We start from the raw sequence: 22345 nt of genomic DNA on the forward strand, positions 1-22345 counted from the left end.
CAAGCTAAGAGAGGCTACTCCCCCACCCACCAATCGGCACGGTAACGGCTGGCCTCGCCCAGCAGCGGCGTGACCCGGGCCATGGCGGCGGCAAGGCGCTCGTCCAGCCCCCAGGGCGGGTTCACCACCAGCATGCCGCTGCCGTACATGCCGCGCTCCTCGCCCGGCTCGCGCAGCGTCAGTTCGCTGCGCCAGATCTTGCGCAGGCCGCCGTCGCGCAGCCGCTCCAGCAGTTCGAGATGCCTCGCCGCGGGCAGCAGCGGGTACCACACCAGCACCACCGCATGGCGCGCCTTGCGCATGGCGCCGAGCACGCTCTCGGCCACCTCGGCGTACTCGGCCTTCAGCTCATAGCTGGGGTCGAGCAGGGCACACACCCTGGGCGTGGCCACCGGCAGCGCGGCACTCAAGCCCGCCAGACCGTCGGCGTGGATGCGCCGCACGTTGGCCGGTAACGCCTGCTGCGTCAGATGTTCGTGCTCACCGGGATGCAGCTCGAACAGCTGCAGGCGGTCGTCCCGCCGCAGCCGCTGGCTCAGCCACCAGGGCGAGCCCGGGTAGCGTTCGAGCCGGCCGGCATTGGGCTGCAAAGCGGCGATGGCCTCCAGCCAGCCGGCCAGCAGCGGCTCGTCGCTCAGTGCCTCACGCGCTTGCCACAACGGCAGCACGCCGTGGCGATACTCGCCCAGGCGCTGGGTCTCGCTCGCCTCCAGCGGGTAGAGGCCGCGACCGGCATGGGTATCGAAGAAGGTGATCGGCGAGGTCTTGCGCAGCAGATGATCAATGACCGCATGGAGGGTGAGATGCTTGTGAACGTCGGCGAAATTGCCGGCATGGTAGGCATGCTGATAGGAGAGCATGGCGAATCGCCTTCGGCTGGTACGGAACGAAAATGCACAGGCCCGTCATCTGAGCGATGACGGGCCTGCCGATGCCACGGATGCGTCGTGCTTACTGGAACTGCGACTCGATGGGAGTCAGGGTGATCTCGACGCGACGGTTCTGAGCGCGGCCCTCTTCGGTGGCGTTGGTGGCGATCGGCTGGCTGGGGCCGTAGCCGGTCATGTAGAGGCGATTGCGTGCCACCCCGGACTGGGCCAGGTAGTTGCCCACCGACTCGGCGCGACGCTCTGAGAGACGCTGGTTGTAGCTGACGCTACCGGTGCTGTCGGTATGACCGGCGATGTTGACCCGGGTATCGGTGTACTGGGTCAGCACGTTGGCCACGTCGTTGAGGGCGTTGCGCGCCTGCACGGTCAGCTCGCTGGAGTCGAAGCCGAAGGTCACGCTGCTGGGCATGTTGAGCACGATGTCGTCGCCGCGACGCTCGACCTCGACGCCGGTGCCACGCATGCTCTCGCGCAGCTGCTGTTCCTGACGATCCATATAGGCACCGATACCGGCACCTGCCGCAGCCCCCACGGCCGCGCCGATCAGCGCCCGATCGCGACGGCTGGTGCTGCCGCTGCCCGAGAGCGCCCCAGCGGCGGCACCCACGGCCGCGCCAACTCCGGCGCCGGTCATGGTGCTGGAGCGCTGGGTCTGGCCCGAGTAGGGGTCGGTCGTTGCACAGCCCACGAGCAGGATGGCAGCGGCAAGAGGGGCAACGAGTCGAGACGCTTTGAACATGGACAATCTCCGGATCAGGGGAACGAGCTCATTCTGTGCCAGCTTCACTCACGAGCGCCAGCAGCTCGTTCAAGAATAATAGACCTTGGGGCGAAGCCTGAAGCCTTTGTGCATCTTCCACGAGAAGTCCTTTTTTGCGTGCCGCCACGAGCCGTTCACCGAGCAGCGTTCGCGGGCGACCGGTATGCGCCGCCCAGTCCGCCATGGCAACACCTTCGACGAGGCGCAGCGCATTCATGGCGAACTCCAGCGGCAGCTCGTCGTCGCCGACCTCGCTGCGACCGGCAACGAAGCCGCGGGGATCCTCGCGCCGCCGCAGATAGGCCTCGGGCTGGCGCGTCTTCCAGCGGCGCTCGATGTGCAGCCGCCCTGACTCACCATCGGCGACACTGAGCTTGCCGTGGCTGCCGGCACCGATGCCCAGGTAGTCACCGAAGCGCCAGTAGTTGAGGTTGTGTCGCGAGCGCCGCCCGGGCCGCGCGTAGGCAGAGATCTCGTAGCGTGCCATGCCCGCCGCCTCGAGCCGTTCGTGGCCCAGGTCCTGGATGTCCCACAGCACCTCCTCATGGGGCAGAGCAGGCGGATGCGAGTGGAATTCGGTGTTGGGCTCGAGGGTGAGCTGATACCAGGAGAGGTGCTCCGGCTCCAGCGCCAGAGCACACTCCAGATCGGCCAGGGCCAGCTCCGGGGTCTGGCCGGGAAGGCCGTGCATCAGGTCGAGGTTGAGGTTGTCGAACCCGGCGGCACGCGCCTCCGCCACCGCGGCCACCGCATCGTCACCGCTGTGAATGCGCCCCAGCGCGCTCAGCTGGGCCGACTGGAAGCTCTGCACGCCGAGCGAGAGCCGATTGATGCCGGCCTGGCGATAGCCCTGGAAGCGACCGCGCTCCAGCGTGCCGGGGTTGGCTTCCAGTGTGATCTCGATGTCCTGCGCTAGCGGTAACCGCTGCGCCAGGGCCTCGAAGAAACGCGCATAGAACTCGGCCGACATCAGGCTCGGCGTTCCACCGCCAATGAAGACGCTGACCAGAGGGCGACCCGCAGCCAGTGGCAGATCGGCCTCGAGATCGGCAAGCAGGGCAGCCAGGTACTCCGCTTCGGGCAAGTCCGTATCTCGGCCCACGCCATGGGAGTTGAAGTCGCAGTAGGGACACTTGCGCACGCACCAGGGCACGTGGACGTAGAGCGCCAACGGTGGCCCGAGCGTATCTCGAGGCGAAGCAGGCATCAGGGTCGGGACGTCTCGCGCAGGGCCGCCAACATGGCGTCGAGGGCACGGCCACGATGGCTCACGCGATTCTTCTCCTCGGCATCGAGTTCCGCCACGCTCTTGCCCAGCGCAGGCAGCCAGAACAGCGGGTCATAGCCGAAGCCGCCCTCGCCGCGCGGCTGCTCGAGGATCTCGCCTTCCCAGCTGCGCTGCACGATGAGAGGCACCGGGTCGTCGGCATGACGCAGGTAGACCAGCGCACACCAGTAGCGGGCACTGCGGCCGCTACCCGTAACCCCCTTCAGCGATTCGATCAGCTTGGCATTGTTGCGCCGATCGCTCTTGGGTTCGCCGGCAAAGCGGGCCGAGTAGATGCCCGGCTGCCCCGCAAGAGCATCCACTTCGAGTCCGGAGTCGTCCGCCAGTGCAGGCAAGCCGCTGGCCCGGCTGGCTTCGCGCGCCTTGAGCAGCGCGTTTTCGACGAAGGTCAGACCGGTTTCCTCGACGTCGGCCACGCCGAAATCGGACTGGGGTCTGATGCGTAGCCCGAGGGACGCGAAAAGCTGGCCGAACTCCCGAATCTTGCCGGGGTTACCGCTGGCCAATACCAGTTCGTCCGTAGATGTCACGATGGCTCCTTGGGCAGGTCGTTGTCTCCGGCACATTTTACACGAGGCGGCAGTCAGGCCGAAGCAGAACCGCTGGATTCGACGCATAGGAAGTCCGCTACCCGCGAGCTAATCGATTCGGCACATATACCTGGCGAGGCTTGTTGAAAGCGTTCTTGTAACCTATCTTTACAAGCTGTGGTCCTTGACGCTACAGGAGGTGACGAGAGACATCAGCATAGCAATAAAGCCGTTTACAAAATAAACAACGCTTTGATTCTAGAGGCGTTTTTATTACGAACATAGACAACCAATATTCCTGTTGGCTTATGGAGTGAGACAAGCAAAGAAAAGTCGTAATTGCATTTCAATTGTAATTAAAAGAAACCAACGCTTGCTTCAATGTCGAAGGATTCGAAAGGGACGAGCGACAATGGATAACAAGGCAAGACTCTTGATGGTGGGCACGCTGGGCAGCGGCCAGCAGCGGCTGGTAGAGCGCATGACCGATAAAGGTTGGAGCGTCAGCACGGCAGGCACGCTGGCCCAGGCGGAGTCTCGGCTGGTCGAAGGTGAGCACGAAGCAGGGATCTTCTGCTTGCACGACAGCGTCATCAGCGATCTGAAGCGGGTCGAGCGACTGGTCGTTCGCTCGGACATGGAGTGGATGGCACTGCTGCATGAGCCGGAGCTGGACGACCCGCTACTTTGCAGAACGCTGGGCGATCTTTTCATGGCCTACCAGCCGGAGCCGGTGGACATCGATCAAATCGACTGTCTGATGCAGCACGCCGTGGCCATGAAGCGGCTGCGTTCCGAAGAGGCTTCATCCGTGGCGCCCCAAGGGGCCGAATTCGAAATGGTCGGCACCGTACCGGCCATGCACAAGGTATTCGAGACCATACGCCGGGTCGCCTCGGTCGATGCACCGGTCTTCATCAGCGGCGAGTCGGGAACGGGCAAGGAGCTCGCCGCCCGGGCCGTCCACGAACGTTCGCAGCGCGCCACGGCGCCTTTCATTGCCGTCAACTGCGGCGCCCTACCCAGCAGCTTGATTCAGTCCGAGCTGTTCGGCCACGAAAAGGGGGCCTTCACCGGAGCCAGCCAGCAGAAGATCGGCCAGATCGAGGCGGCCTCAGGCGGCACGCTGTTTCTCGACGAGATCGGCGATCTCCCCCTCGAACTGCAGGTCAACCTGCTGCGCTTCCTGGAGGAGAAGACCATCCAGCGCATCGGTGCCCTGGATGAAATCCATGTCGACGTCCGGGTACTCTCGGCAACCCATGTGGATCTCGAGAAAGCCGTCGAGGAGGGTCGCTTTCGCGAAGATCTCTACCATCGCCTCAATGTGCTGCAGGTCAATATCCCACCGTTGCGGGAACGCCAGGAGGACATCGAGATCCTGGCTCGTTTCTTCTTCAACAAGTTCATCGAGGAGAAGTCGATGAAGGTTCGCGGTTTCAGCCTGGAGGCGCTGGCTCTGATGCGCCAGTACCACTGGCCGGGCAACATCCGCGAACTGATCAACCGGGTACGCCGTGCCATGGTCATGTGCGAGCAGCGGCTGATCAAGCCGGCGGACCTGGGGCTGGAGCGGCGCACCTCGAACCGCCATGCCATCACGCTGGAGGAGGCACGCAACAGCGCCGAAAAAGAAGCACTGATCGGTGCCTTGAGCCGCAACAAGCACAAGGTCAAGAAAGCGGCCGACGAGCTGGGCGTATCCCGGGTGACGCTCTATCGCCTGATGGAGAAGCACCAGCTGGGGCGCAAGGGCGAGGAAGCCATCTCTCTCACTGCCACCTGATCGAGCCCGCCATGATGCCCCGAACCTTGGATGTCACCTGTTCGGGGCATTCTTCTCACATCTGGAACGGCATGCGGAAGGTCAGGGTGATGTCCGGGGCATCGTCGGTCATGCCGATGCCCACGTTGGTCACGATCGACGTGGTATCGCTCATGGCATAGGTGGCGCCGAGATTGACCGCGCCGGATGTGGCACCGCTTCCGGTCAGGGTCTCCCGCGACTCGCCCTCGAAGGTCCGCTTCGACTCGAAGGCATGCTGATGGCTATAGGAAATCGACAGGCTGAAGCGAGGGTTGAGCGCGAAGGCCGTGCCAAAACCGAAGCGCAAGGCATCGCCCAGGTCGATCCGACCCGGATGATCGCCCGGATCGCTGGAAATATCGGAAAAGCTTCTCTCGAAATTGTACGTGTAACCCAGGTTGGCGAAGATGATGGCCGGATCCAACGTCTTTAGCACCGACAAGCCCGTCGAGACTCCCCACACGCCGTTGCCCGTCGGCAGCTCCTCGGGCACGGTCAGGTTTCCTTCACTACCTTCGACCTCACGCGTCTCTATCCCGTAGGGATGTTTGCCGGTCGGAGCGCGCACACCCAGGTTCCAGACCACGTCCGGGCGCGTGGCCGTCTCGGGCAGCAGGCGGTAATAGAGCGAGCCGCGAACGTCACCGAGCCCACCCTGGGTGACGTCCTCCTCGATGTAACGATCCGTCGCCCCGCCCGCCCCTACGCTTTGATACGTGGTGGAGCGATATACGTATGGCAGATTCAGCTCCAGCTCCAGTCGGTTGGTCAGGCCGTAGCGCAGGTTGAGATCGAAGGTGGTGGTGTGGCTCTCGACGGTATCGACGCTGATATTGCCGAGAAAGATCGCATCGAGCACCAGGAAGCCGCTCAGCGCCAGCTGGCTGCGATCCGAGTAGGTGTAGGTGATACCCGGCTCGATGGTGAGACGATCGGAAAAGAGCGTGTGCTCTTCCCGCAGTACGTCACGCACGCTCTGGCTCGGCTGCGCTTCGCGCACCGGCTCACCGTCGACCTGGCCGGGCGCGCTCTGTGCCAGGGCAGCGGTACTCAGCAGAGTGGCGGCCAGCAGACCCGGCAGTGCTATGGCACTCCTCATGCGCTCAGGTGTTGTCATTGGTTACCCCTTGTCGAATCCGTCCAACCGATGCTAGCCACATGGCAAACGCGCAATGGGTGGGCGGCGTCGCCGAAGTATTCTGGGGCTAGCGCTTGGCCCACCTTACAAGGATTCAAAATGAAATAAAACGTTACATAAAAAGTGGCTTCAGAAACCTCTCTCGAGATTGCGTGCCGATTCCAAGGCATTACGCAAATCTCCCGTTGGTGCATTTGCCCCCATATTTCGGTCCATCTGGATCTGCATTCGCGCCAAGTTGTGAACTTCCTGATGACTGCCCGTCAGCGACACCGACTGATGCACCCCCCGCCCGGCGTGTATGCCCTGCGTTACCTCGCCCTGCCCCGGCATGACGATGCTCATGCCCAGACCGCTTGCCCCACCTTGAATGGACATCTGCACGCCGGTATCGCTGGTCAGTTGAGTCTCGCCATTGCCGATGCCTGCCTGGCCGATGTCGCCATGATTGATGTCGAGCTGGAAGTCGTTGCCCGCCACATTGAAATCACCGCCCGATTGCACCACCTGCACGACCCCGGTGGCATTACCGCTACCGCTATCGATCACCACCGCCTGGTGGCCGGAGGCATCGATATACTCCTGGTAGGCGTCATCGGTAGTGGCCGTGACATGGGGCGTGAAAGTCACCGCCGGGGCGGCGCCGGAAAGGTCGACCTGCAGATCGGCGCGCGTCTCGAAGACCTCTCCCGTCGGCGACTGCCACACCGTCGACATCTCCATACCGAACAGCACCACACTGTTGCCCTGCACGTAGCGGCCGCGTATGTCGGCCAGCTCGCTGGCATCGAGCTGACGAAACTGCCGCTGCTCTGCCTGCGATTCGAACTCGACCGACATGCCGGATGCGCTCGCCGCATCGCCAGCGACGATACCGACAACGATCAGGCTCATGTTGCTGAAGAGCGAGATTCCTTGCTTGCGGGTCATGCTGATGTTCATGGTGCCAACCTCTCAGTTGGGCTCGGCTCAGAACACTTCCGAGTGCTTGAAGCCGAAATCCAGCAGCTGCTGTTCGGGTACCGGGGAGAACACGTCGGTCATGCGCCGGGCGGTCAACGGCTGGGCCGGATCGAGCAGCACCGTCGAGGTATCGAAACCGTCGCCTACCACCGCGAAGATGATGTCATTCCAGGAGGCGAGAAAGTCGTCACGATCCATGACCTTGTTGCCAAGCGCCGGATCGCCGATATAGACCCTGTCACCGCGCGCCTTCTTCATCACCACGAAGTGCTCGTAGCCGTCGAGGTTGAGCAGGACGATGACGGGTATCGAAACCTCTTCGAGGGATTCGGGACCGATCTCGTAGCCCCTGCCACGCAATCCGATGCTCTGCACGTAATTGTTCAGGTCGAGCAGCGAGAACCCCAGGTTTCTCACCCGCTCGGGATCGGCCACCTCCATCAACCCGGCCAGCACCGTCTCCTCGGTAACGTCGGTCCAGCCATAGGCGTACTTGAGAATGGTGGCGAGGGATGCCGCCCCACACGAGAAATCCGTCTTCTGCTCGACCAGATTTTCGAAACGCCTTTCCCGTATCGACTGCACTTCCTTGGTCACGACCGTGCCAGGCACCACACCGGCGAACTGAACCGGTGCCGCCTGGACTTGGGAGTATGCGACCGATGCCATGCCGAACATGGCTAACAGAAGGAATGGATTGCGCATCTTCCGTCTCTCGGATGGCTTGAGTTGGGGTCCAGCCGGCCCGCCTGCCGGGCCGGCTGGGCGGATCGTCGATCCGCTGTGGCGACGTTTACTGAGTGCCGGCCACAGCCAGGCTGTTGCGCTGCTGGTTGCCGGAACCGCTGGCGACGCTGACGCCGATGTTGCCGCTGGCGTTCTGGAAGGAACCGCCGCTGACGTAAGCGCTATTGGTCGTGGTCGGACCACCGTAGGTCTTCTCGCCGATGGGCCAGCCATGGTCGACGGTCACTTCCGCCAGGCCGTTGTCGGTCACGTTGGCGTAGGTCTGCTGTACGCCGACGGAAGTCGCCTCGGCGGAGTCGCCCTCGGTCACGGCGGCAGAGAAGGCATTCTGCTGACCGTTGCCGGTACCCGCCGCGGCGTTGACGGCAATGTTGCCGCTGGCACCTTGGAAGGCGCCGCCACTCACGCCGGCAGAATTGGAGGTGCCGGCATTGCTCGCCGCATTGTCGGAAGAGGACTGGAAGGAGAAGTTGGAAGCGCGAGCGAACACCTGGTTGGCATCGGAAGCCGCCAGTGCCGCATCGTTGGCCTGCTGGTTGTTGTCGCCGCCGGCCACGTTGGCGCCGATGTTGCCGCTGGCTCCCTGGAAGGCACCGCCGCTGAGGTTGGCCCGGTTCTCGGTGCTGGCGTTGTTGACCGTATTGCCTTCGTTGAGCTGCTTGCTATCGACGGTTGCGCCGGCGTAGCTCTCGAAGTCGTAGAGATAGAGACCGCCCTCGACTTCGATATCGCTGGAGAAGCTGGCATCGTGCTCGATGCTGACGTCCTTGCTGTTGTTGACGGTTGAAGTGATGCTGCTGCTGGCAGAATAGCCTTCCTGGGCTTCATCGCCGCCACCTGGGCCGGGGTTCCAGAAGTTCGGCTCCGCCTCTTGAGCTAACGCTGCGCCAGAGGCAAGCAGAGCAGTAACCGCGATGGCAATGGGTGCTTTCTTGAAAGTCGTCATTGAGAGTACTCCTGAATGAACCAATGGTTTGCGAGGTTGTAATGGCAACTACGCCGCTCAGTTCTGCCCCATCCTGAAGCGGAAACTGTTGCTGGACGCATTGCCCCTTCCTGCGGACTGGTTGACTTGAACCACACCCGTCGTGCCACGGAAGGCCGAGGTTTCCACCTCGACGTCGCGCCGCGACGAGCGGGAGTCGTCCGAGCCTTGTTCCTGCCCGCTGCCACCGGAAAGCACCTGACTGAGATTCTCACTGGTCAGTGAACTTCCCCGCACGCCCAGGGCCACACTCAAGGTGTTGCTCTGGACATTCTGTGCCCCCGCCGCCTGATTCACGGATATCCAGCCAGCGGACTGGCTCAGGGCGTTGTCCCCGATCCGTACGCTGGCCCGATCGGGCTCGAGGGCGCTGTCTCCGGTTATCTGCTGAACCACGATATTGTTGGCGAGCGCGTTGGAGCCGATGGCAATGGCTCCGGAATTGCTCTGCAGGTTGCGATCGCCCGAGGCGATATTGACGTTGACCGCGCCGGTGACGCCGCTCAGCGCATTGCCACTGATCGAGCTGGCCGCACTGTAGGTAGTGGTAAAGACCTGATGGCGTACTTCACCCTCCTGAGCGAATGAGTGCACGGGTGGTAAGAGCGTCATGGCGCCCAGCACCAGCGAAGCGGCCTTCGCGCCTAACACGCGACGCTTCGTATGGCGTGTTGCTGCCGTCTCGAAGTAAGGCATGAAGCTCACCTGATCGTCTCGGTACGCATGGATTGGCGTTGCTGATTGTTCCCGGCCTCCGTCTGCCGTCCGCCAGAGCCGCTCTTGGGGCCGCCACCTCTCTCGTCCCAGAGCACCACCCCCCACGGCTGATCCAGCTCGAGTTCCGAGGAAGGGACATAGCGTCCACGTACGTCATCGAGATGAACCGCATCCAACTCCTGCCAGGCAGCGGTTCTCGTTTCCTCGGCGAGGAAAGCCTCACCTTCCCCCAGGGCGGCGGCAGGGACACACCAGGCCACGCCGAAGAAAAGAGCGGCCAGCATGGCGTGCTTACCCATCGGGCGCTGTCGCTGCGCTTCTCCGGTGCTGGCTTTGACGGCGTTGCGAGTGTTCATCGATTCATCCTCAGCGTGGCTCATCTAGTACCGGGCAAAGACCATGCCAAAACCATAACCTGTTGTTTTAAATGGACTATGCTGAATCGGTGCAAAAGGAGGGTGTAACCAAAAAGAAACGGGGTCTGAGAAACCTCTGTGGAAAAGAGGTGATATGAGCCAGACCACATGCATGGCTCTAGTGCTACTGACAAAAAACGACAACTGGAAACCTGGCTTAACAAGCCAGTGGAACGACATGGGCAAGTGCTTTGCAAGCCGCTGATAGAAAAGAATATTTCTTACCAATCAATGGGTGAAAAGGTGGCTTCGGTAGAGGTAGGCCGGCTGATCGACTGATCGCCACGCTGTAAGGAGTATGAAACGTTAAATCCAAATGGAATAAGTCTTTATAACGCAATGCAAAAAACGTATTAACGCATTCCCATTTTTTGTCCGAGACTCCAGAGACGGACTAATGATTACATTTTTTTACATTTAAAAAAACGAATGCAAGGGAGGGTAGGAACAATGGCCAGCCAGCAGTCTCAAATCCTGCTCGTAACCGATATCAATCCCCAGTCCAAGCTGTTCATCGAGCACCTTCAGCAACAGCTGGGGCACGCGGTGACGGCCACCGAAACGGAAGCCATGCCAGCCCTGTCGGAGGACAACATTCTGGTGATTCTCGACCTGGATCATCTGAGCGAAGCCGGCATGCAAAAATGGCAGGCAGCAGTGGATGGTAAAGACAATATCAGTCTGGCCGCTTTCAATGTCCGCGGCGAAGACCATGCCGTAGAGCTGCTCTCATCACTCAATCTCCAGGGGATCTTCTACCGCAACGACAGCGTCGAGCTGATCTGCAAGGGAATCGAGGCCCTGCAGAGCGGTAGCCTGTGGATGTCCCGCGCGCTAATGTCACGCATGATCCAGTTGCTGCGGCGCCAGCAGATGAATTCGTACCGGCCGGCCTGCGGCCTGACACAGCGTGAGCTGGAGATCATCGGCCTGCTCGGCACCGGCGCCACCAATGCGGAAATCGCCGAAAAGCTGTTCGTCAGCGAGCATACGGTGAAATCCCATCTCTACAACATTTTCAGGAAAATCAAGGTGCACAACCGGCTGCAGGCCATGAATTGGGCTCGACGTAACCTGTTCAGCGTTCCCCCCAGCTACAAGCGCGAGATCAGGCATTGATATGACCAGGCGCGATTACCCACAGGAGCGCACCGAAAGGAACATGGTCCATGGAGATGCACCCTCACGTCATACTGGTGGATCGGATACCTGCCAGATCCCGGGACATGCTGGACGCACTGAGCGCTCATGGCTACAGCGTAACGCTATGTGAGAATCCCGAGACAGCAGGCCAGCTCAGTCCGGCAACGGTCTTCCGCGCCGGGCTCCTGTATATCGAGAACGACACCCCTGATGCCCTGCCAGCGGTGGAAAGACTCATTGTCGCGAGCGACTTCGAGTGGGTGGCATTGATCGACCCCCAGCGCTCCACGCATCCGAGTGTTAGGCACGCTCTGGGAAAGCTGTTTCACAGTGTGCACACGCCCGACGATCTTCCCGGCTTGCACTGCCTGCTGCTGCATATCGTCAGGCGGCACGCCATAGCCGCCATCGCAATGAAACATTCGTCGCTTCAGGTGGCCGGCAAGAAAATGATCAGCCGCGCACCATGCATGCGTCGCGTCATAGAGCAGATCCAGGTCGTCGCCGGCGTCGATGCGCCGGTATTCATCACCGGTGAATCGGGGACCGGCAAGGAGCTTGCGGCAAGAGCGGTCCATGAACTGTCCGCTCGTGCCAAGGCCCCCTTCATTGCCGTCAACTGCGGTGCGATTCCTCCCAATCTGATCCAGTCCGAACTGTTCGGCTACGAGAAGGGAGCCTTCACCGACGCCCACAGCCGCCGCATGGGAAAGATCGAGGCCGCGTCGAGTGGCACCCTGTTCCTGGATGAAATCAGCGAGCTTCCTTATGACCTGCAGGCCAATTTTCTGCGCTTCATCGAGAGCGGCAGCATCTCGCGCCTGGGCAGCCACCGGGAAACCCCCATAGACGTGCGCATCATTGCCGCCTCCAACCGAGACGTGCCGTTGCTGGCAGAGGAGGGCCGTTTCCGGCATGACCTCTTCTACCGCCTGAACGTGCTCGAAATCAGGATGCCACCGCTGCGTGAGCGCAAGCAGGATCTCGAGCCGCTGGTCGAACTCTTCTTCGAACGCTTCAAGCAATACCGACCGCCCGGCCTGGTGGGCATCAGTCCCCAGGCCATGCGCCTGCTTCACGAGCATGACTGGCCGGGCAACATCCGTGAGCTGATGAACACCGTGTGTCGCGCCATGCTCATGTCAGATACGCCATACATCGAAGCCGCGGACCTCCCTATCGGCAAACCGGACCGTCCACGCCAACCGGCAACCTTGGAGGAAATACGCCAACAGGCGGAACGCACCACCATCGTCAACGCCCTCAAGAGAAGTCGTCACAACATCGCGCGCGCATCGCGGGAGTTAGGGGTCTCTCGCGTCACGCTGTACCGCCTGATGGACAAGTACGACATCCAGCGCCTTGACGAACGGCCCTAATCACAACGGTTCCTTGGAACCAGGCATCAAGGGAAACGAAATCATGAGCACAAGAACAGCCATACTGTTGTCCGCCGCAACTGGCCTGGGACTGGCCTTGTCACAAACCGTGGCCTCCCAGGAAACGGCTGCACCCGCTGGTATCACCTCCCCAGTGGGCCAGGCGCCGGTGGCGGAGCAGCCGCAGCAGCCCGAAGTGCAGGCCATCGCCGATATCGGCGGCGTGCTGACACCACGCGGCCGCCTGGTCATCGAGCCCTCCCTGCAGTACTCCCACTCGGGGGTCAACCGACTGACGTTTCGCGGCATCGAGATCCTCAGCACCCTGTTGATCGGGGTGTTCAGCGCCGAGGAGGCAGAGCGCGACATCTGGACGGCCGCCCTGACCGGCCGCCTGGGCGTCACCGACCGGCTGGAGCTGGAGCTCAGGGTGCCCTACGTCTATCGCGACGATACGCTTACAGCCACTGTGCCTACGATCGAAAACCAGAGCCCTGAGATCGAACGAGATCTGTCGGGCAACGGACTCGGGGATATCGAGCTCACCGCCCGCTACCAGCTCAACCGCGGCCAAGGTGGCTGGCCCTTCTTCGTCGGCAACCTGCGCTACAAGAGCGTCACCGGAGACGGCCCCTTCGATATCGCCCGGGACTCGCAAGGCATCGAACAGGAGCTGGCCACCGGCTCCGGTTTCCACGCCATCGAACCCAGCATCACGGCGCTGTTCCCCTCCGACCCGGCAGTGTTCTTCGCCAATCTCGGCTATCTCTACAACATGAGTGATACCGTCAATAAACAAGTGTCCGATGAGCTATGGATCGGCAAGGTGGATCCGGGCGATGCGGTGCGGCTCAGCTTCGGCATGGCCTACGCCATCAATCCGCGCGCCTCCTTCACCCTGGGCTTCAAGAACGACTTTATCGACAGAACCAAAACGGAATATTTCGATGACAATGGAAGAGCTACCTTGAGCTCACGCACGCTGAACGTCGGCTCGCTGCTGCTGGGCTGGTCCTACCAGATCAACCCGGACGTCTCGGTCAATCTGGGGCTTGAGCTGGGCGTCACCGACGACGCGCCAAATACCGTGCTGACCCTGCGGGTACCTTTCGGCACCAACGCCTTGGCGAGATGGTAGACGCGAGCATGTGGGAAATGTGGGTCGGAAACGTGGGTCGGTGCCGGGCACCGATCCACGTTATCGCCCAGATAGCATTCAGCGTGCCAAGGATTCGGTAATGGCATGACGCTGCTGCGCCACCCGCAGCGCGGGCAGGTTGTTGATCTGCACGCCAATATCGAGCCGCTGCTGGATGTCCCGCTCCGAGGCATCGCTGACCACACTGCCGAGGATGGCGTTCTTAGTGACCGAGTGGAATACCGAGGTAAAGCCCTTGGTATCGTTCACCACCAGCCCGGAAAGATCTTTCATGCCGACCAGATTGATACCGTTCGGTGTCAGTTCCATGATAGTACTGCCGCTACCCTGGCCTACCCGACTGACCACCTGGCCTTCGATCGTGCCCTGCTGACTGACGGTCTGCGACACCATCTCCGCCCCGGTGGGATGGATGACGAAGACGGTATCCATGCGCACGTTGTCGACTAGGGTCTGCAGCGTGGCACCGAAACTCATGTCGAGCCCTGCCAGCTGAAAGCCGCCTCTCAGCTCCTCGAGCTCCGCCTCTTCGAGAGGCTGCAGGTAAGAGAAAGAGAAGTCGGTCGCCTGAAGCGCAGGACTGGCTGCCCACAGCGAGGCGATGCATATCCAGCCGAGAGCGCGAGATGCGGCAGCGCAAAACGGTTGACGGACTTGCGTCTCCCTTGGGAGTCGGCGTGCTTTCATCTCTATCGTCCCAGTTCATTGATGGCGGGCAGCTGCAGCAGCATCGAGGCCACGTCGGCACGACCGATACCCTTGCCGACGGGAGCCGATGGGCGGATCTGCCAGTCACGCTCATGGTTGAAGTTGGCTCTGGCAATTTCCGTTTCGGCTCGCGCACCCAGTACCAGGCCGCTCCAGATCGACTCGAAGTGGTCCTTCGGCACTGCTACGGTGCCCACCGCGGGGTCACCCACCAGCACAGCGCCTTCGTCCATACCCTTGATGACGACGAAATGGCGGTAACCTCCAGTGTTGATCAGTGTGATGGCGGGAATCCCGATGCGAGCCAGATCGTCGAGCCCGACGCGAAAACCGTCCGATTGCAGTCCCTGGGCATCCAGGTAGCGCTTCATGTCGAGCATGGAGAAGCCGTGCTCCTTGATGTGCTCCACCTCGCCGGCATGGATCATCGCCTCGAATACCTCGGCCTCGGTGGTAGGTCTGTCGTAGTGGTAGGTGAGCAGCGTGGCGACCGATGCCGCGCCACAGCTGTAGTCATACTGCTGGGCGACGACACCGTCCCAGCGCATCTCCTGATGGCTCCTGGCAGGAACCGTCAGCGAACCGAAGCCGCCATTCAGCGCTATCGTCACCCCCGCCTGTGACGGCAAGGCCTGCAGCAGTGTGACGAGACACAATGACGGCACGCTCAGCCAGCGCATGGTCCTTCCTCCCCTTGTCGTCTCGCGCCCCTACTGGGGGGCGTAGATACTGATGCTGACTCCCGTCGAGACGGCATTGGCATGCCCCGTCATGAGATTCATCAAGGTGATGCCCGAGATTCTGTCCATGGCATTGGCCTCGATGGTGATATTGCCCGAGACGATGGTATCGGCCGTGAAGGACGCTCCCTTTGCCGCCGACTCCAGGTTCTGAATGCTCTGTACGTTCACCAGATCGCGGAAACCCTCTCTGCCCGAGATGGATTCGAGCTCACTGGCGTCGATGTGCTGCAGCTCGGCGAACCCTGTCGCTCGCACATCCGCCAGTGTCATGGAACAGGCCCCCCCCAGTCCTAACAGCAACGCAATCCCGATTCCCTGCCCGATTCGTTTCATGGCCCCGTTTCCTCTTCGGCTGTCTATCCAGGCTACCCACAGGGTCGAACAGGGCCGGCGGTTGCCCGCCGGCCCTCGGCTGTGGTCTCACAGGACCCCGTCAGTTGCCGATATGGACGTTGCTGTGTGCCGCCACGTTGGTACCTGCCAGCTGCGAGTTGTAGATACCGGTGGAGAGGTTCATGTTGGCGATACCACCGAAGGTCCCGGCGCCAGCCGCCATGGAGGCGCCGCCGGTGACCAGCGAGGCACTGCCACCGTTGCCACCGTTGCCGCCGTTGCCGCCGTTGCCGGCATAGGCATAGGCATCGCCGCCAGTCCCGGTACCGCCACCGCCGCCGCCGCCGTTGCCGGTTGAGCTGCCGCCATTGCCGGCCAGGGCATCGCCGCCGTTACCGCCTGCACCACCGGTGCCGGTTCCATTGCCGGTGCCGCTACCAGTACCCGTACCGGCACCTCCTGTGCCACCTGCTACTGACGGCGAAGCCGTTGCATCACCGTTGCTGCTGCCGCCTGCCGACGAGCTGTTGCCGCCGCCTGCATCGTCTTCAGCCCAGGTACCAGTGCCGGCGATACCGCCATAGGAACTGCTGCCGGCACCGCCACTGCTGTTGCTGCCGTCGGCATCACCGCCCTGGCCGGCGCCCAGACCCAAGCCCAGGCCCAGGCCGGTGCCATCACCGCCGTCACTGCCATCCCCACCAACCGCCACGGAGTGACCGCCGTCGCCGCCATAGCCGCTTCCACCGGCGCCACCGACTCCCACACCGGCGCTGATGGCCAAGGCGTCGCCGCCATCGCCACCGGCCCTGCCGCGAGCGCCATCACCGGCATTGATGCTGATGCGTGCACCGGTCACGGTGGACTTGAGATCCTGGATCGCCACCACGCTGGTGCTGGTGTTGTAGGACTCGCTCATGGCCCAGGCATCGCCGCCGTTCCCGGCAGCACCGCCGGCACCGCCAAACCCGCCGGCCCCACCGGTACCCGCGCCACCCCAGGCATTGCTGTTGGCCTGGACGTTGTTGTCGTCGTCGTCGATTTCACCGAACAGGTTGCCTGCCTTGGAGTAGGTATTGCTGGTGCCGGAACCTCCGCTCCCACCGTTACCGCCATAGCTGTTACCCCCACTGCCTCCGATCGCCTTGGCGGACGAATTCACTTGCTGGTCGACAGACTCGGCGGCGCCCGAACTGGGGTTGGCATGCGCATTGGAAATGGCCAGCACCAGCGCCAGCAACGATGACCCCGCGATTACGTAATACTTTTTCATGGTACATCTCCCTATCATGCATGATGATATCTTCCAGAAAATGACCAAGTTGGCTGACGCATTTCGGCCGGACCCTTCTCGGGAATACCTTCCCAATCCCCTCTCCATTTCCGTCGAAAGCCCATAGCTAACGGTCGGGCAATCTATCGCATACTTCATGCCGGGAGTTAAAAATTGACATATGGATCAAAGAAATAAGGGTTGGGAGATCATGCCCTCTTGGCTAGCATAGGGAGAATCAGAAGCGCAGAAGTCACAAAAGTACAAAAAACGTATCACAATGCTAACATTAAATTCAGCCAAGCAGATCCTCACTGGAAAACAGCTTAATATTCAAGCCACTATGTAAGGCAAGCCATGTACCGGCTTCATTACACATAGATACTAAAAAAATTTTAGGCAATTGAAGGCCCACAGGTTTTTGCAGAACACGACATTTTAAGATGCCGTGCGCAACAAGGCAGGCATTTATCTGCATGAACAAGGAAATAATTTCGCTAATCCAGCACTACCAGAAGTACAACACCCGAGTATCAAATACTCAATAGTACAGCAGGAAGAATTGAAGCGTGCCTGTCGCCCCGGCGAGAAAATACATGGAAGGTTGGCAGCACTCCCGTTGACTGCCAAAACAGAGCATGAAGAGTGGTCTGGCCTGCAGTATGACGGAAACCATTCGAGTATCGTAATGTAACATAACGCATTCCGAATGAAAATAATTCACTTGTCTGTCAATTTATCTGTAAGAAACCTCATGAGGAATGAGAGGGGCCATCGAACATCTAATTGTTTTATATGACTTTTCAGGTCAAGCATGGGAAAAATCAACCGATTGGGATTAGGTTAAACATGCGATAACATATATTTACAAAGTGAGTGCCTTGGACGAGGCTTCCCTGTACCCTTTTCATCGGGGCTTGGAAATATCACACCCAGAAAGGCAGGTACATCAGGAGAAGACAAGCATGGAAACAGGTAAAGGGATCGTCCTGCTAGCTACTGAAATCAACCCACAGACCCAACTTTTCGTCAATTACATTTACCAGGAATTGCAGCATAACTTGAGCATCGTCTCACCCAATTCATCCCTGGAGGCCGCCAGGCACGTGGGCGAAGATGGAGAGGCTTGCAACGTCGTTCTTCTCGACCTGGATCATCTCGACGAAACAGACCTGCAGGCCTGGCAGACGCAGTACCATAACCAGCCTCAGTGGGTACTGACTGCGTTCAATCTCAGGGATGAAGAACATGCAGCTCAACTGCTCAGCTTCATGCAGCTCAAGGGAGTTTTCTACCGCAGCGACAGCCTCGAGCTGATCTGTAAAGGCATTCAGAGCCTTCTTGATGGCGACCTGTGGATGTCACGTGCGCTGATGACACGCCTGATAGAGTTTTACCGCCGTCAGCAGTTCAACTGCTATCGCCCCGTTTGTGGCATCACGCAGCGCGAGCTGGAAATTATCGGGCTGCTGGGCTCGGGCGCATCCAATACGAAAATTGCCGAAATTCTTTTTGTGAGCGAGCACACGGTAAAATCCCACCTCTACAATATATTTAGAAAGATCAATGTCAGTAATCGCATACAGGCAGTGAACTGGGCTAGGCAAAACTTGGGGCCCCCACCCCCCTTATCGCTTCAGCGCTACGAAAGAACCTCACCCAGACACTGACAAGAGAGCGGGCTATCGCCATGGCTTTCCCCCCCAAAACGCCGGCAATCGGCATCGTCCTGATCACGTTTGGATCCCTTGCCCTGGCGGAGCCGCAGGCCCCGGCCCCAGACCTACCGACGTTTCCCGGGGAATCGCAGCCCCCCCAAAGCGCCATAGAAGAACGCCTGGAAGAGGAAGGAGCCGGAGAAGCATTATCCCGTCAATTCCGCCTCGGTGAACCAGGTCTATCAGGCGTCATCGTCGACCGCACCATCACCATGATGGGAAAGACGTTTTACCGGCGTTTCAGTCAGTTAAGTCAAGACAGCCATATCCTGACCAGCACGACGCTGTCCGTGCACGAACGCCCGGACGCACGCTGGGGAAGCCAGATCTGGGTATCGGAAAACAATCGCATTCTGTTCCAGGCGACATTGCCACCCAGACAGAGCGACATCGACCGCTATGCCGAGGCAGCCGCTGAGCAAGTGGAGCAGCTCCTGGTACAGCGCAGCATCATGCAGGCGCTGGAGAGCGACCCGGACCTGGCTGACGACGAAATCTAGCGGAAAGAGCCAACGTCACAAGAAGGAGAACATCATGAAGATCCGCCCATTGAAATTTGCCTTACTTTTCTGTCTGCTTCTGCCTCCGGCAGGAGTACAGGCAGGAGAGCTGATTTATCGCCCCATCAACCCATCGTTCGGTGGGGACCCTCTGCTTGGTAATCATCTGCTCAATAAAGCGCAGGCACAGGATACCAATAGAGATCCAAACGCCCCCGATTTCGGAAGATTTTCGGAAGTGGATTTTTTCCTTCAAGACCTGCGTGCCGATCTCATTAACCGAGCAATCGACAATGCGCTCGATCCTAACAACCCCGGTGGAAGCGAAAGCGTCATCGACAACTCCTCCCTCAATGTCAGGTTCGTCAACGTAGGTGGCGGCGCATTTCAGATGATCATCACCGACAAGAGAACCAACGAAGTGACGCGCATCGACTTCGGAACACCATTCTAAGGGGATGAGCATGAACGTATTTAGAGTCGGCCTCATGTCAGGTCTGATCTTCCTCGGTGGGTGCGTCGGTATGGTCACTTCTCCGGAGGGCCTTGAAGGAGCACCTGCGACACTGATCCCTCGGTCTGGCACTTATGTGGACCTTACCAACCTTCCCCGGCCCGCAGCCCCTATCTTCACAGCCGTGTATGACTTCAGAGATCAGACGGGGCAGTATCGCCCCCAACCCGCCAGCACCTTCTCGACGGCTGTGACCCAGGGCGGCGCTGCCATGCTGAGTTCCGCTCTGGCCGACTCTGGCTGGTTCGTGCCGCTCGAGCGCGTCGGTTTGCAGAACCTGCTGACGGAGCGCCGTATCATTCGCGCGAACCTAGAACGGAACGGGCGAGAACATGAGCTCGGCTCGCTCAACGCAGCACGAATCCTGATGGAGGGCGGCATCATCGCTTACGACTCCAACATGAAGACAGGCGGTGTAGGAGCGGAATATTTCGGCATCGGCGCATCCGGCCAGTATCAAGTCGACCAAGTGACCGTCAACCTTCGTGCCGTGGATATCGCAACGGGAGAAGTGCTCGCCAACGTGAATACCAGCAAGACGGTTTATTCCTATGAGGTGCGGGCAGGTGTCTATCGTTTCGTCAGTTTCCGCCGCTTGCTGGAAGCCGAGGCGGGCTATACCCACAACGAACCGGTGCAGATGGCCGTGATGTCGGCAATCGAATCTGCCGTCATTCATCTCGTCACACAGGGAGTCGACCGAGGGTTGTGGAACCTGGCAGACCCATCCGAATACGACAACGAAGTACTCATGGCTTACCGCGATGCCTCCTCCCCCATGCTCTGAAACAGCCCGAATTTTTTTAGGCGCCATATTTTGGCGCCTTTTTTTTACATTTGTGTTTCGGCACGGTTAATTCCTGAAGACAAAAAACTAATTCTCCTGCAAAAACCGCGAGTGCTAAAAATTTAATACCACGAATAGAACTTCCGAATTATGGAATAAATGCACGCGCATACCGACACTGTAACTGAACGTAAAATCGCTAGAGTAAGTGCCATGAAGAAAAATGGAATTGTTACATTTTCTGTAGGGATGGCTCTAGTTGTGGCCAAAGCCGCCTTGGCCGGCGATCTTATGCCAAGTTCCGAACTCGATGTCGAATCGGCGAGTTCCACGTCTCGACAGGTGGCGACCATCTACCAGGCCGGCCAGGGAAATGAAGCTACTATCCTGCAGCAGGGTAGCCATAACGGCTCGCGTATCATGCAGCAAGGCTTTGCCAACGTTGCCAGCTCAAGGCAAGCCGGACACGCCAACGAAGCTCGAGTAGTGCAGAGCGGTGCTCACCTTGAAGCGTCGATCCTGCAAAATGGTCTAGGCCATGACGCCGGTATCGTGCAGATCGGGTACGGCAAAGAAGCGACCATTCACCAGCATGGCGCTTATGGAAGTGCCGAGATTCATCAGTTGGGAACTCATCGCACAAGTCCCATCACCATCACCCAGTTCTCACGTGGACAGGCAGCCGTCCAAGTCTATCGCTACTAGCTTCGTGGCTACCAGCGACTGCTCGGAACCTGCCATGGAGAAGTGCAAGAAGCATGGTTCATATAAAGATAATTGCTTGATTCCGTAAGTGGCAAATGGAAGCGATAGCCATGCTATCGAATCCTGAATCCACCCTGGCGGCAACAACGCTCAACCAGGGATTTCAAACGAGAGGGAATGAACATGAAATTCAAGATGACCGTCATGGCAGCCGCTATCGCTTTCTCCGGTGCGGCTCTCGCCAATGGAAACGTTTCCGACGTCGATCAAACCGGTTTCAACAACGACGTCAGCGTATCCCAGCTCACGCAGTTTGGTGGGGGTAACAATACCTCGGGTGTGAGCCAGGATGGCGTAGGCAATAGCGCGACCGTCCATCAGCAGGGCTGGTGGGGGCATAACGTATCGGACATCGAACAGGCAGGCTTGGGCAACGATGCCGATGTCTTCCAGAACGGCACCAACAACAGCGCTTCCGTCAGCCAGGAAGGCATGTTCAACACTTCCGACAGCCAGCAGATCGGGACGAAAAACGTTCTGGAAGTGAGTCAGGAAGGTGCCAAGAACAACGCCTCCACCTACCAGAACGGCTGGAACAATTTTGCCGACATCAGCCAAGAGGGCTTCGCCAACAGCTCCGACGTGGTACAAGACGGCAAGTTCAACGTCGCTCAGGTCCAGCAGGAAGGTCTCAAGAACGCTTCCGACATCACCCAGTCCGGCAACAACAACTACGCCAATGTCGATCAGAGCGGCAGCTTCAATGACTCCACCGTCGTCCAGAGCGGAACTTCCAACATCGCTGAAGTACACCAGCGCGATCTGAAGAACACCTCCGACATCACCCAGTCTGGCACCAACAATTATGCCAGTGTAGACCAGAGCAATTTCAACAACGACGCTATCATCGTCCAGAACGGTCGCAGCCACGTCTCCGAGGTGACTCAGAGCGGCTATAACGACCTGGCCGACTCCTTCCAGTCCGGCAAGAACCACTACTCCTCCATCACCCAGTCCGGTGCCGGCCTGCTGAGCCTGGCCAGCAACACGGCCACTCACGTGCAGATGGGTAGCAACAACTCAGCAACCACCACTCAGGTGGGCGGCGGCAACACGGCTCACGTATTCCAGCACTGAGCTTG

The 22345-nt window shown here is 59.8% G+C and carries 24 protein-coding genes; 10 read left to right on the forward strand and 14 right to left on the reverse strand.

Going from position 1 to position 22345, the window contains the following annotated elements; all coding sequences use genetic code 11:
* Window positions 1-14: 14 nt before the first annotated feature.
* The 4 genes from rlmJ to rdgB form a co-directional block, all read right to left on the reverse strand.
* Window positions 15-860 (reverse strand): 23S rRNA (adenine(2030)-N(6))-methyltransferase RlmJ, encoded by an 846-nt coding sequence (gene rlmJ, locus HOP58_RS00945; RefSeq protein WP_234259245.1) that lies wholly within the window; start codon window positions 858-860, stop codon window positions 15-17.
* A gap of 91 nt (window positions 861-951) precedes the next feature.
* Window positions 952-1629 carry an OmpA family protein gene (locus HOP58_RS00950; protein ID WP_086510203.1) on the reverse strand — a complete coding sequence of 226 codons (678 nt, stop codon included), beginning with the start codon at window positions 1627-1629 and terminating at the stop codon, window positions 952-954.
* Window positions 1630-1657: 28 nt separating this feature from the next.
* Window positions 1658-2857, reverse strand: coding sequence for a radical SAM family heme chaperone HemW (gene hemW / locus HOP58_RS00955; protein WP_234259246.1), 1200 nt, complete (start codon window positions 2855-2857; stop codon window positions 1658-1660).
* A complete protein-coding gene (gene rdgB, locus HOP58_RS00960; protein ID WP_026037809.1) occupies window positions 2857-3468 on the reverse strand; it encodes an RdgB/HAM1 family non-canonical purine NTP pyrophosphatase in 612 nt (203 codons plus the stop codon). Before rdgB ends, hemW begins: the two co-directional genes overlap by 1 nt.
* 412 nt (window positions 3469-3880) lie before the next feature.
* Here rdgB and HOP58_RS00965 point away from each other — a divergent pair, with 412 nt between their 5' ends.
* The gene (locus tag HOP58_RS00965; RefSeq protein WP_234259248.1) at window positions 3881-5254 is read left to right on the forward strand and encodes a sigma-54 dependent transcriptional regulator; all 1374 of its coding nucleotides are present in this window, start codon (window positions 3881-3883) and stop codon (window positions 5252-5254) included.
* A gap of 55 nt (window positions 5255-5309) precedes the next feature.
* On the opposite strand, the gene HOP58_RS00970 is transcribed toward HOP58_RS00965, so the two are convergent.
* The 6 genes from HOP58_RS00970 to HOP58_RS00995 all read right to left on the reverse strand — a co-directional run bounded on the left by HOP58_RS00970 (window position 5310) and on the right by HOP58_RS00995 (window position 10181).
* Complete coding sequence (locus tag HOP58_RS00970; protein WP_141638480.1) at window positions 5310-6392, reverse strand: transporter; 1083 nt, start codon at window positions 6390-6392, stop codon at window positions 5310-5312.
* 150 nt (window positions 6393-6542) lie between these two features.
* Window positions 6543-7343 (reverse strand): hypothetical protein, encoded by an 801-nt coding sequence (locus tag HOP58_RS00975; protein WP_234259249.1) that lies wholly within the window; start codon window positions 7341-7343, stop codon window positions 6543-6545.
* A gap of 39 nt (window positions 7344-7382) precedes the next feature.
* Window positions 7383-8081 carry a C39 family peptidase gene (locus tag HOP58_RS00980; RefSeq protein ID WP_234259251.1) on the reverse strand — a complete coding sequence of 233 codons (699 nt, stop codon included), beginning with the start codon at window positions 8079-8081 and terminating at the stop codon, window positions 7383-7385.
* 88 nt (window positions 8082-8169) lie between these two features.
* Window positions 8170-9069 (reverse strand): hypothetical protein, encoded by a 900-nt coding sequence (locus HOP58_RS00985; protein ID WP_010625991.1) that lies wholly within the window; start codon window positions 9067-9069, stop codon window positions 8170-8172.
* A 57-nt stretch (window positions 9070-9126) separates the two neighbouring features.
* Window positions 9127-9804 (reverse strand): hypothetical protein, encoded by a 678-nt coding sequence (locus HOP58_RS00990; protein WP_234259253.1) that lies wholly within the window; start codon window positions 9802-9804, stop codon window positions 9127-9129.
* A gap of 5 nt (window positions 9805-9809) precedes the next feature.
* Window positions 9810-10181 (reverse strand): hypothetical protein, encoded by a 372-nt coding sequence (locus tag HOP58_RS00995; protein ID WP_234259255.1) that lies wholly within the window; start codon window positions 10179-10181, stop codon window positions 9810-9812.
* Window positions 10182-10691: 510 nt separating this feature from the next.
* Between HOP58_RS00995 and HOP58_RS01000 the strand changes: the two genes are divergently transcribed.
* The 3 genes from HOP58_RS01000 (at window position 10692) to HOP58_RS01010 (ending at window position 13901) form a co-directional block, all read left to right on the forward strand.
* Window positions 10692-11360 (forward strand): LuxR C-terminal-related transcriptional regulator, encoded by a 669-nt coding sequence (locus HOP58_RS01000; protein WP_234259257.1) that lies wholly within the window; start codon window positions 10692-10694, stop codon window positions 11358-11360.
* 107 nt (window positions 11361-11467) lie between these two features.
* The gene (locus tag HOP58_RS01005; protein WP_234259258.1) at window positions 11468-12763 is read left to right on the forward strand and encodes a sigma-54 dependent transcriptional regulator; all 1296 of its coding nucleotides are present in this window, start codon (window positions 11468-11470) and stop codon (window positions 12761-12763) included.
* A 43-nt stretch (window positions 12764-12806) separates the two neighbouring features.
* On the forward strand, window positions 12807-13901 hold the full coding sequence (locus tag HOP58_RS01010; protein ID WP_234259260.1) for a transporter: 1095 nt from the start codon (window positions 12807-12809) through the stop codon (window positions 13899-13901).
* A gap of 78 nt (window positions 13902-13979) precedes the next feature.
* On the opposite strand, the gene HOP58_RS01015 is transcribed toward HOP58_RS01010, so the two are convergent.
* From HOP58_RS01015 to HOP58_RS01030, 4 genes are all read right to left on the reverse strand, one after another.
* On the reverse strand, window positions 13980-14399 hold the full coding sequence (locus HOP58_RS01015) for a hypothetical protein (RefSeq protein ID WP_234259262.1): 420 nt from the start codon (window positions 14397-14399) through the stop codon (window positions 13980-13982).
* A gap of 212 nt (window positions 14400-14611) precedes the next feature.
* Complete coding sequence (locus HOP58_RS01020) at window positions 14612-15310, reverse strand: C39 family peptidase (protein ID WP_010625984.1); 699 nt, start codon at window positions 15308-15310, stop codon at window positions 14612-14614.
* 30 nt (window positions 15311-15340) lie between these two features.
* On the reverse strand, window positions 15341-15643 hold the full coding sequence (locus HOP58_RS01025) for a hypothetical protein (protein WP_234259264.1): 303 nt from the start codon (window positions 15641-15643) through the stop codon (window positions 15341-15343).
* Between the two features lie 163 nt (window positions 15644-15806).
* A complete protein-coding gene (locus HOP58_RS01030) occupies window positions 15807-16979 on the reverse strand; it encodes a hypothetical protein (RefSeq protein ID WP_234259445.1) in 1173 nt (390 codons plus the stop codon).
* A gap of 965 nt (window positions 16980-17944) precedes the next feature.
* On the opposite strand from HOP58_RS01030, the gene HOP58_RS01035 reads away from it, so the two are divergent.
* From HOP58_RS01035 to HOP58_RS01060, 6 genes are all read left to right on the forward strand, one after another.
* Window positions 17945-18649 carry a LuxR C-terminal-related transcriptional regulator gene (locus HOP58_RS01035; protein ID WP_010625981.1) on the forward strand — a complete coding sequence of 235 codons (705 nt, stop codon included), beginning with the start codon at window positions 17945-17947 and terminating at the stop codon, window positions 18647-18649.
* 20 nt (window positions 18650-18669) lie between these two features.
* On the forward strand, window positions 18670-19197 hold the full coding sequence (locus HOP58_RS01040; protein ID WP_010625980.1) for a CsgE family curli-type amyloid fiber assembly protein: 528 nt from the start codon (window positions 18670-18672) through the stop codon (window positions 19195-19197).
* 34 nt (window positions 19198-19231) lie between these two features.
* Entirely contained in the window at window positions 19232-19651 is a 420-nt protein-coding gene (locus tag HOP58_RS01045) for a curli assembly protein CsgF (RefSeq protein WP_085941243.1), read from the forward strand.
* A 34-nt stretch (window positions 19652-19685) separates the two neighbouring features.
* Window positions 19686-20498, forward strand: a complete 813-nt coding sequence (locus tag HOP58_RS01050; protein ID WP_234253404.1) for a CsgG/HfaB family protein — start codon at window positions 19686-19688, stop codon at window positions 20496-20498.
* 213 nt (window positions 20499-20711) lie between these two features.
* A complete protein-coding gene (locus tag HOP58_RS01055) occupies window positions 20712-21203 on the forward strand; it encodes a hypothetical protein (RefSeq protein ID WP_234259266.1) in 492 nt (163 codons plus the stop codon).
* A gap of 183 nt (window positions 21204-21386) precedes the next feature.
* Complete coding sequence (locus HOP58_RS01060; protein ID WP_010625976.1) at window positions 21387-22340, forward strand: hypothetical protein; 954 nt, start codon at window positions 21387-21389, stop codon at window positions 22338-22340.
* Window positions 22341-22345 lie beyond the last annotated feature (5 nt).

Origin of the sequence: Halomonas sp. MCCC 1A11062 (assembly GCF_021404355.1) — a bacterium.
Taxonomy (GTDB): domain Bacteria; phylum Pseudomonadota; class Gammaproteobacteria; order Pseudomonadales; family Halomonadaceae; genus Halomonas; species Halomonas aerodenitrificans.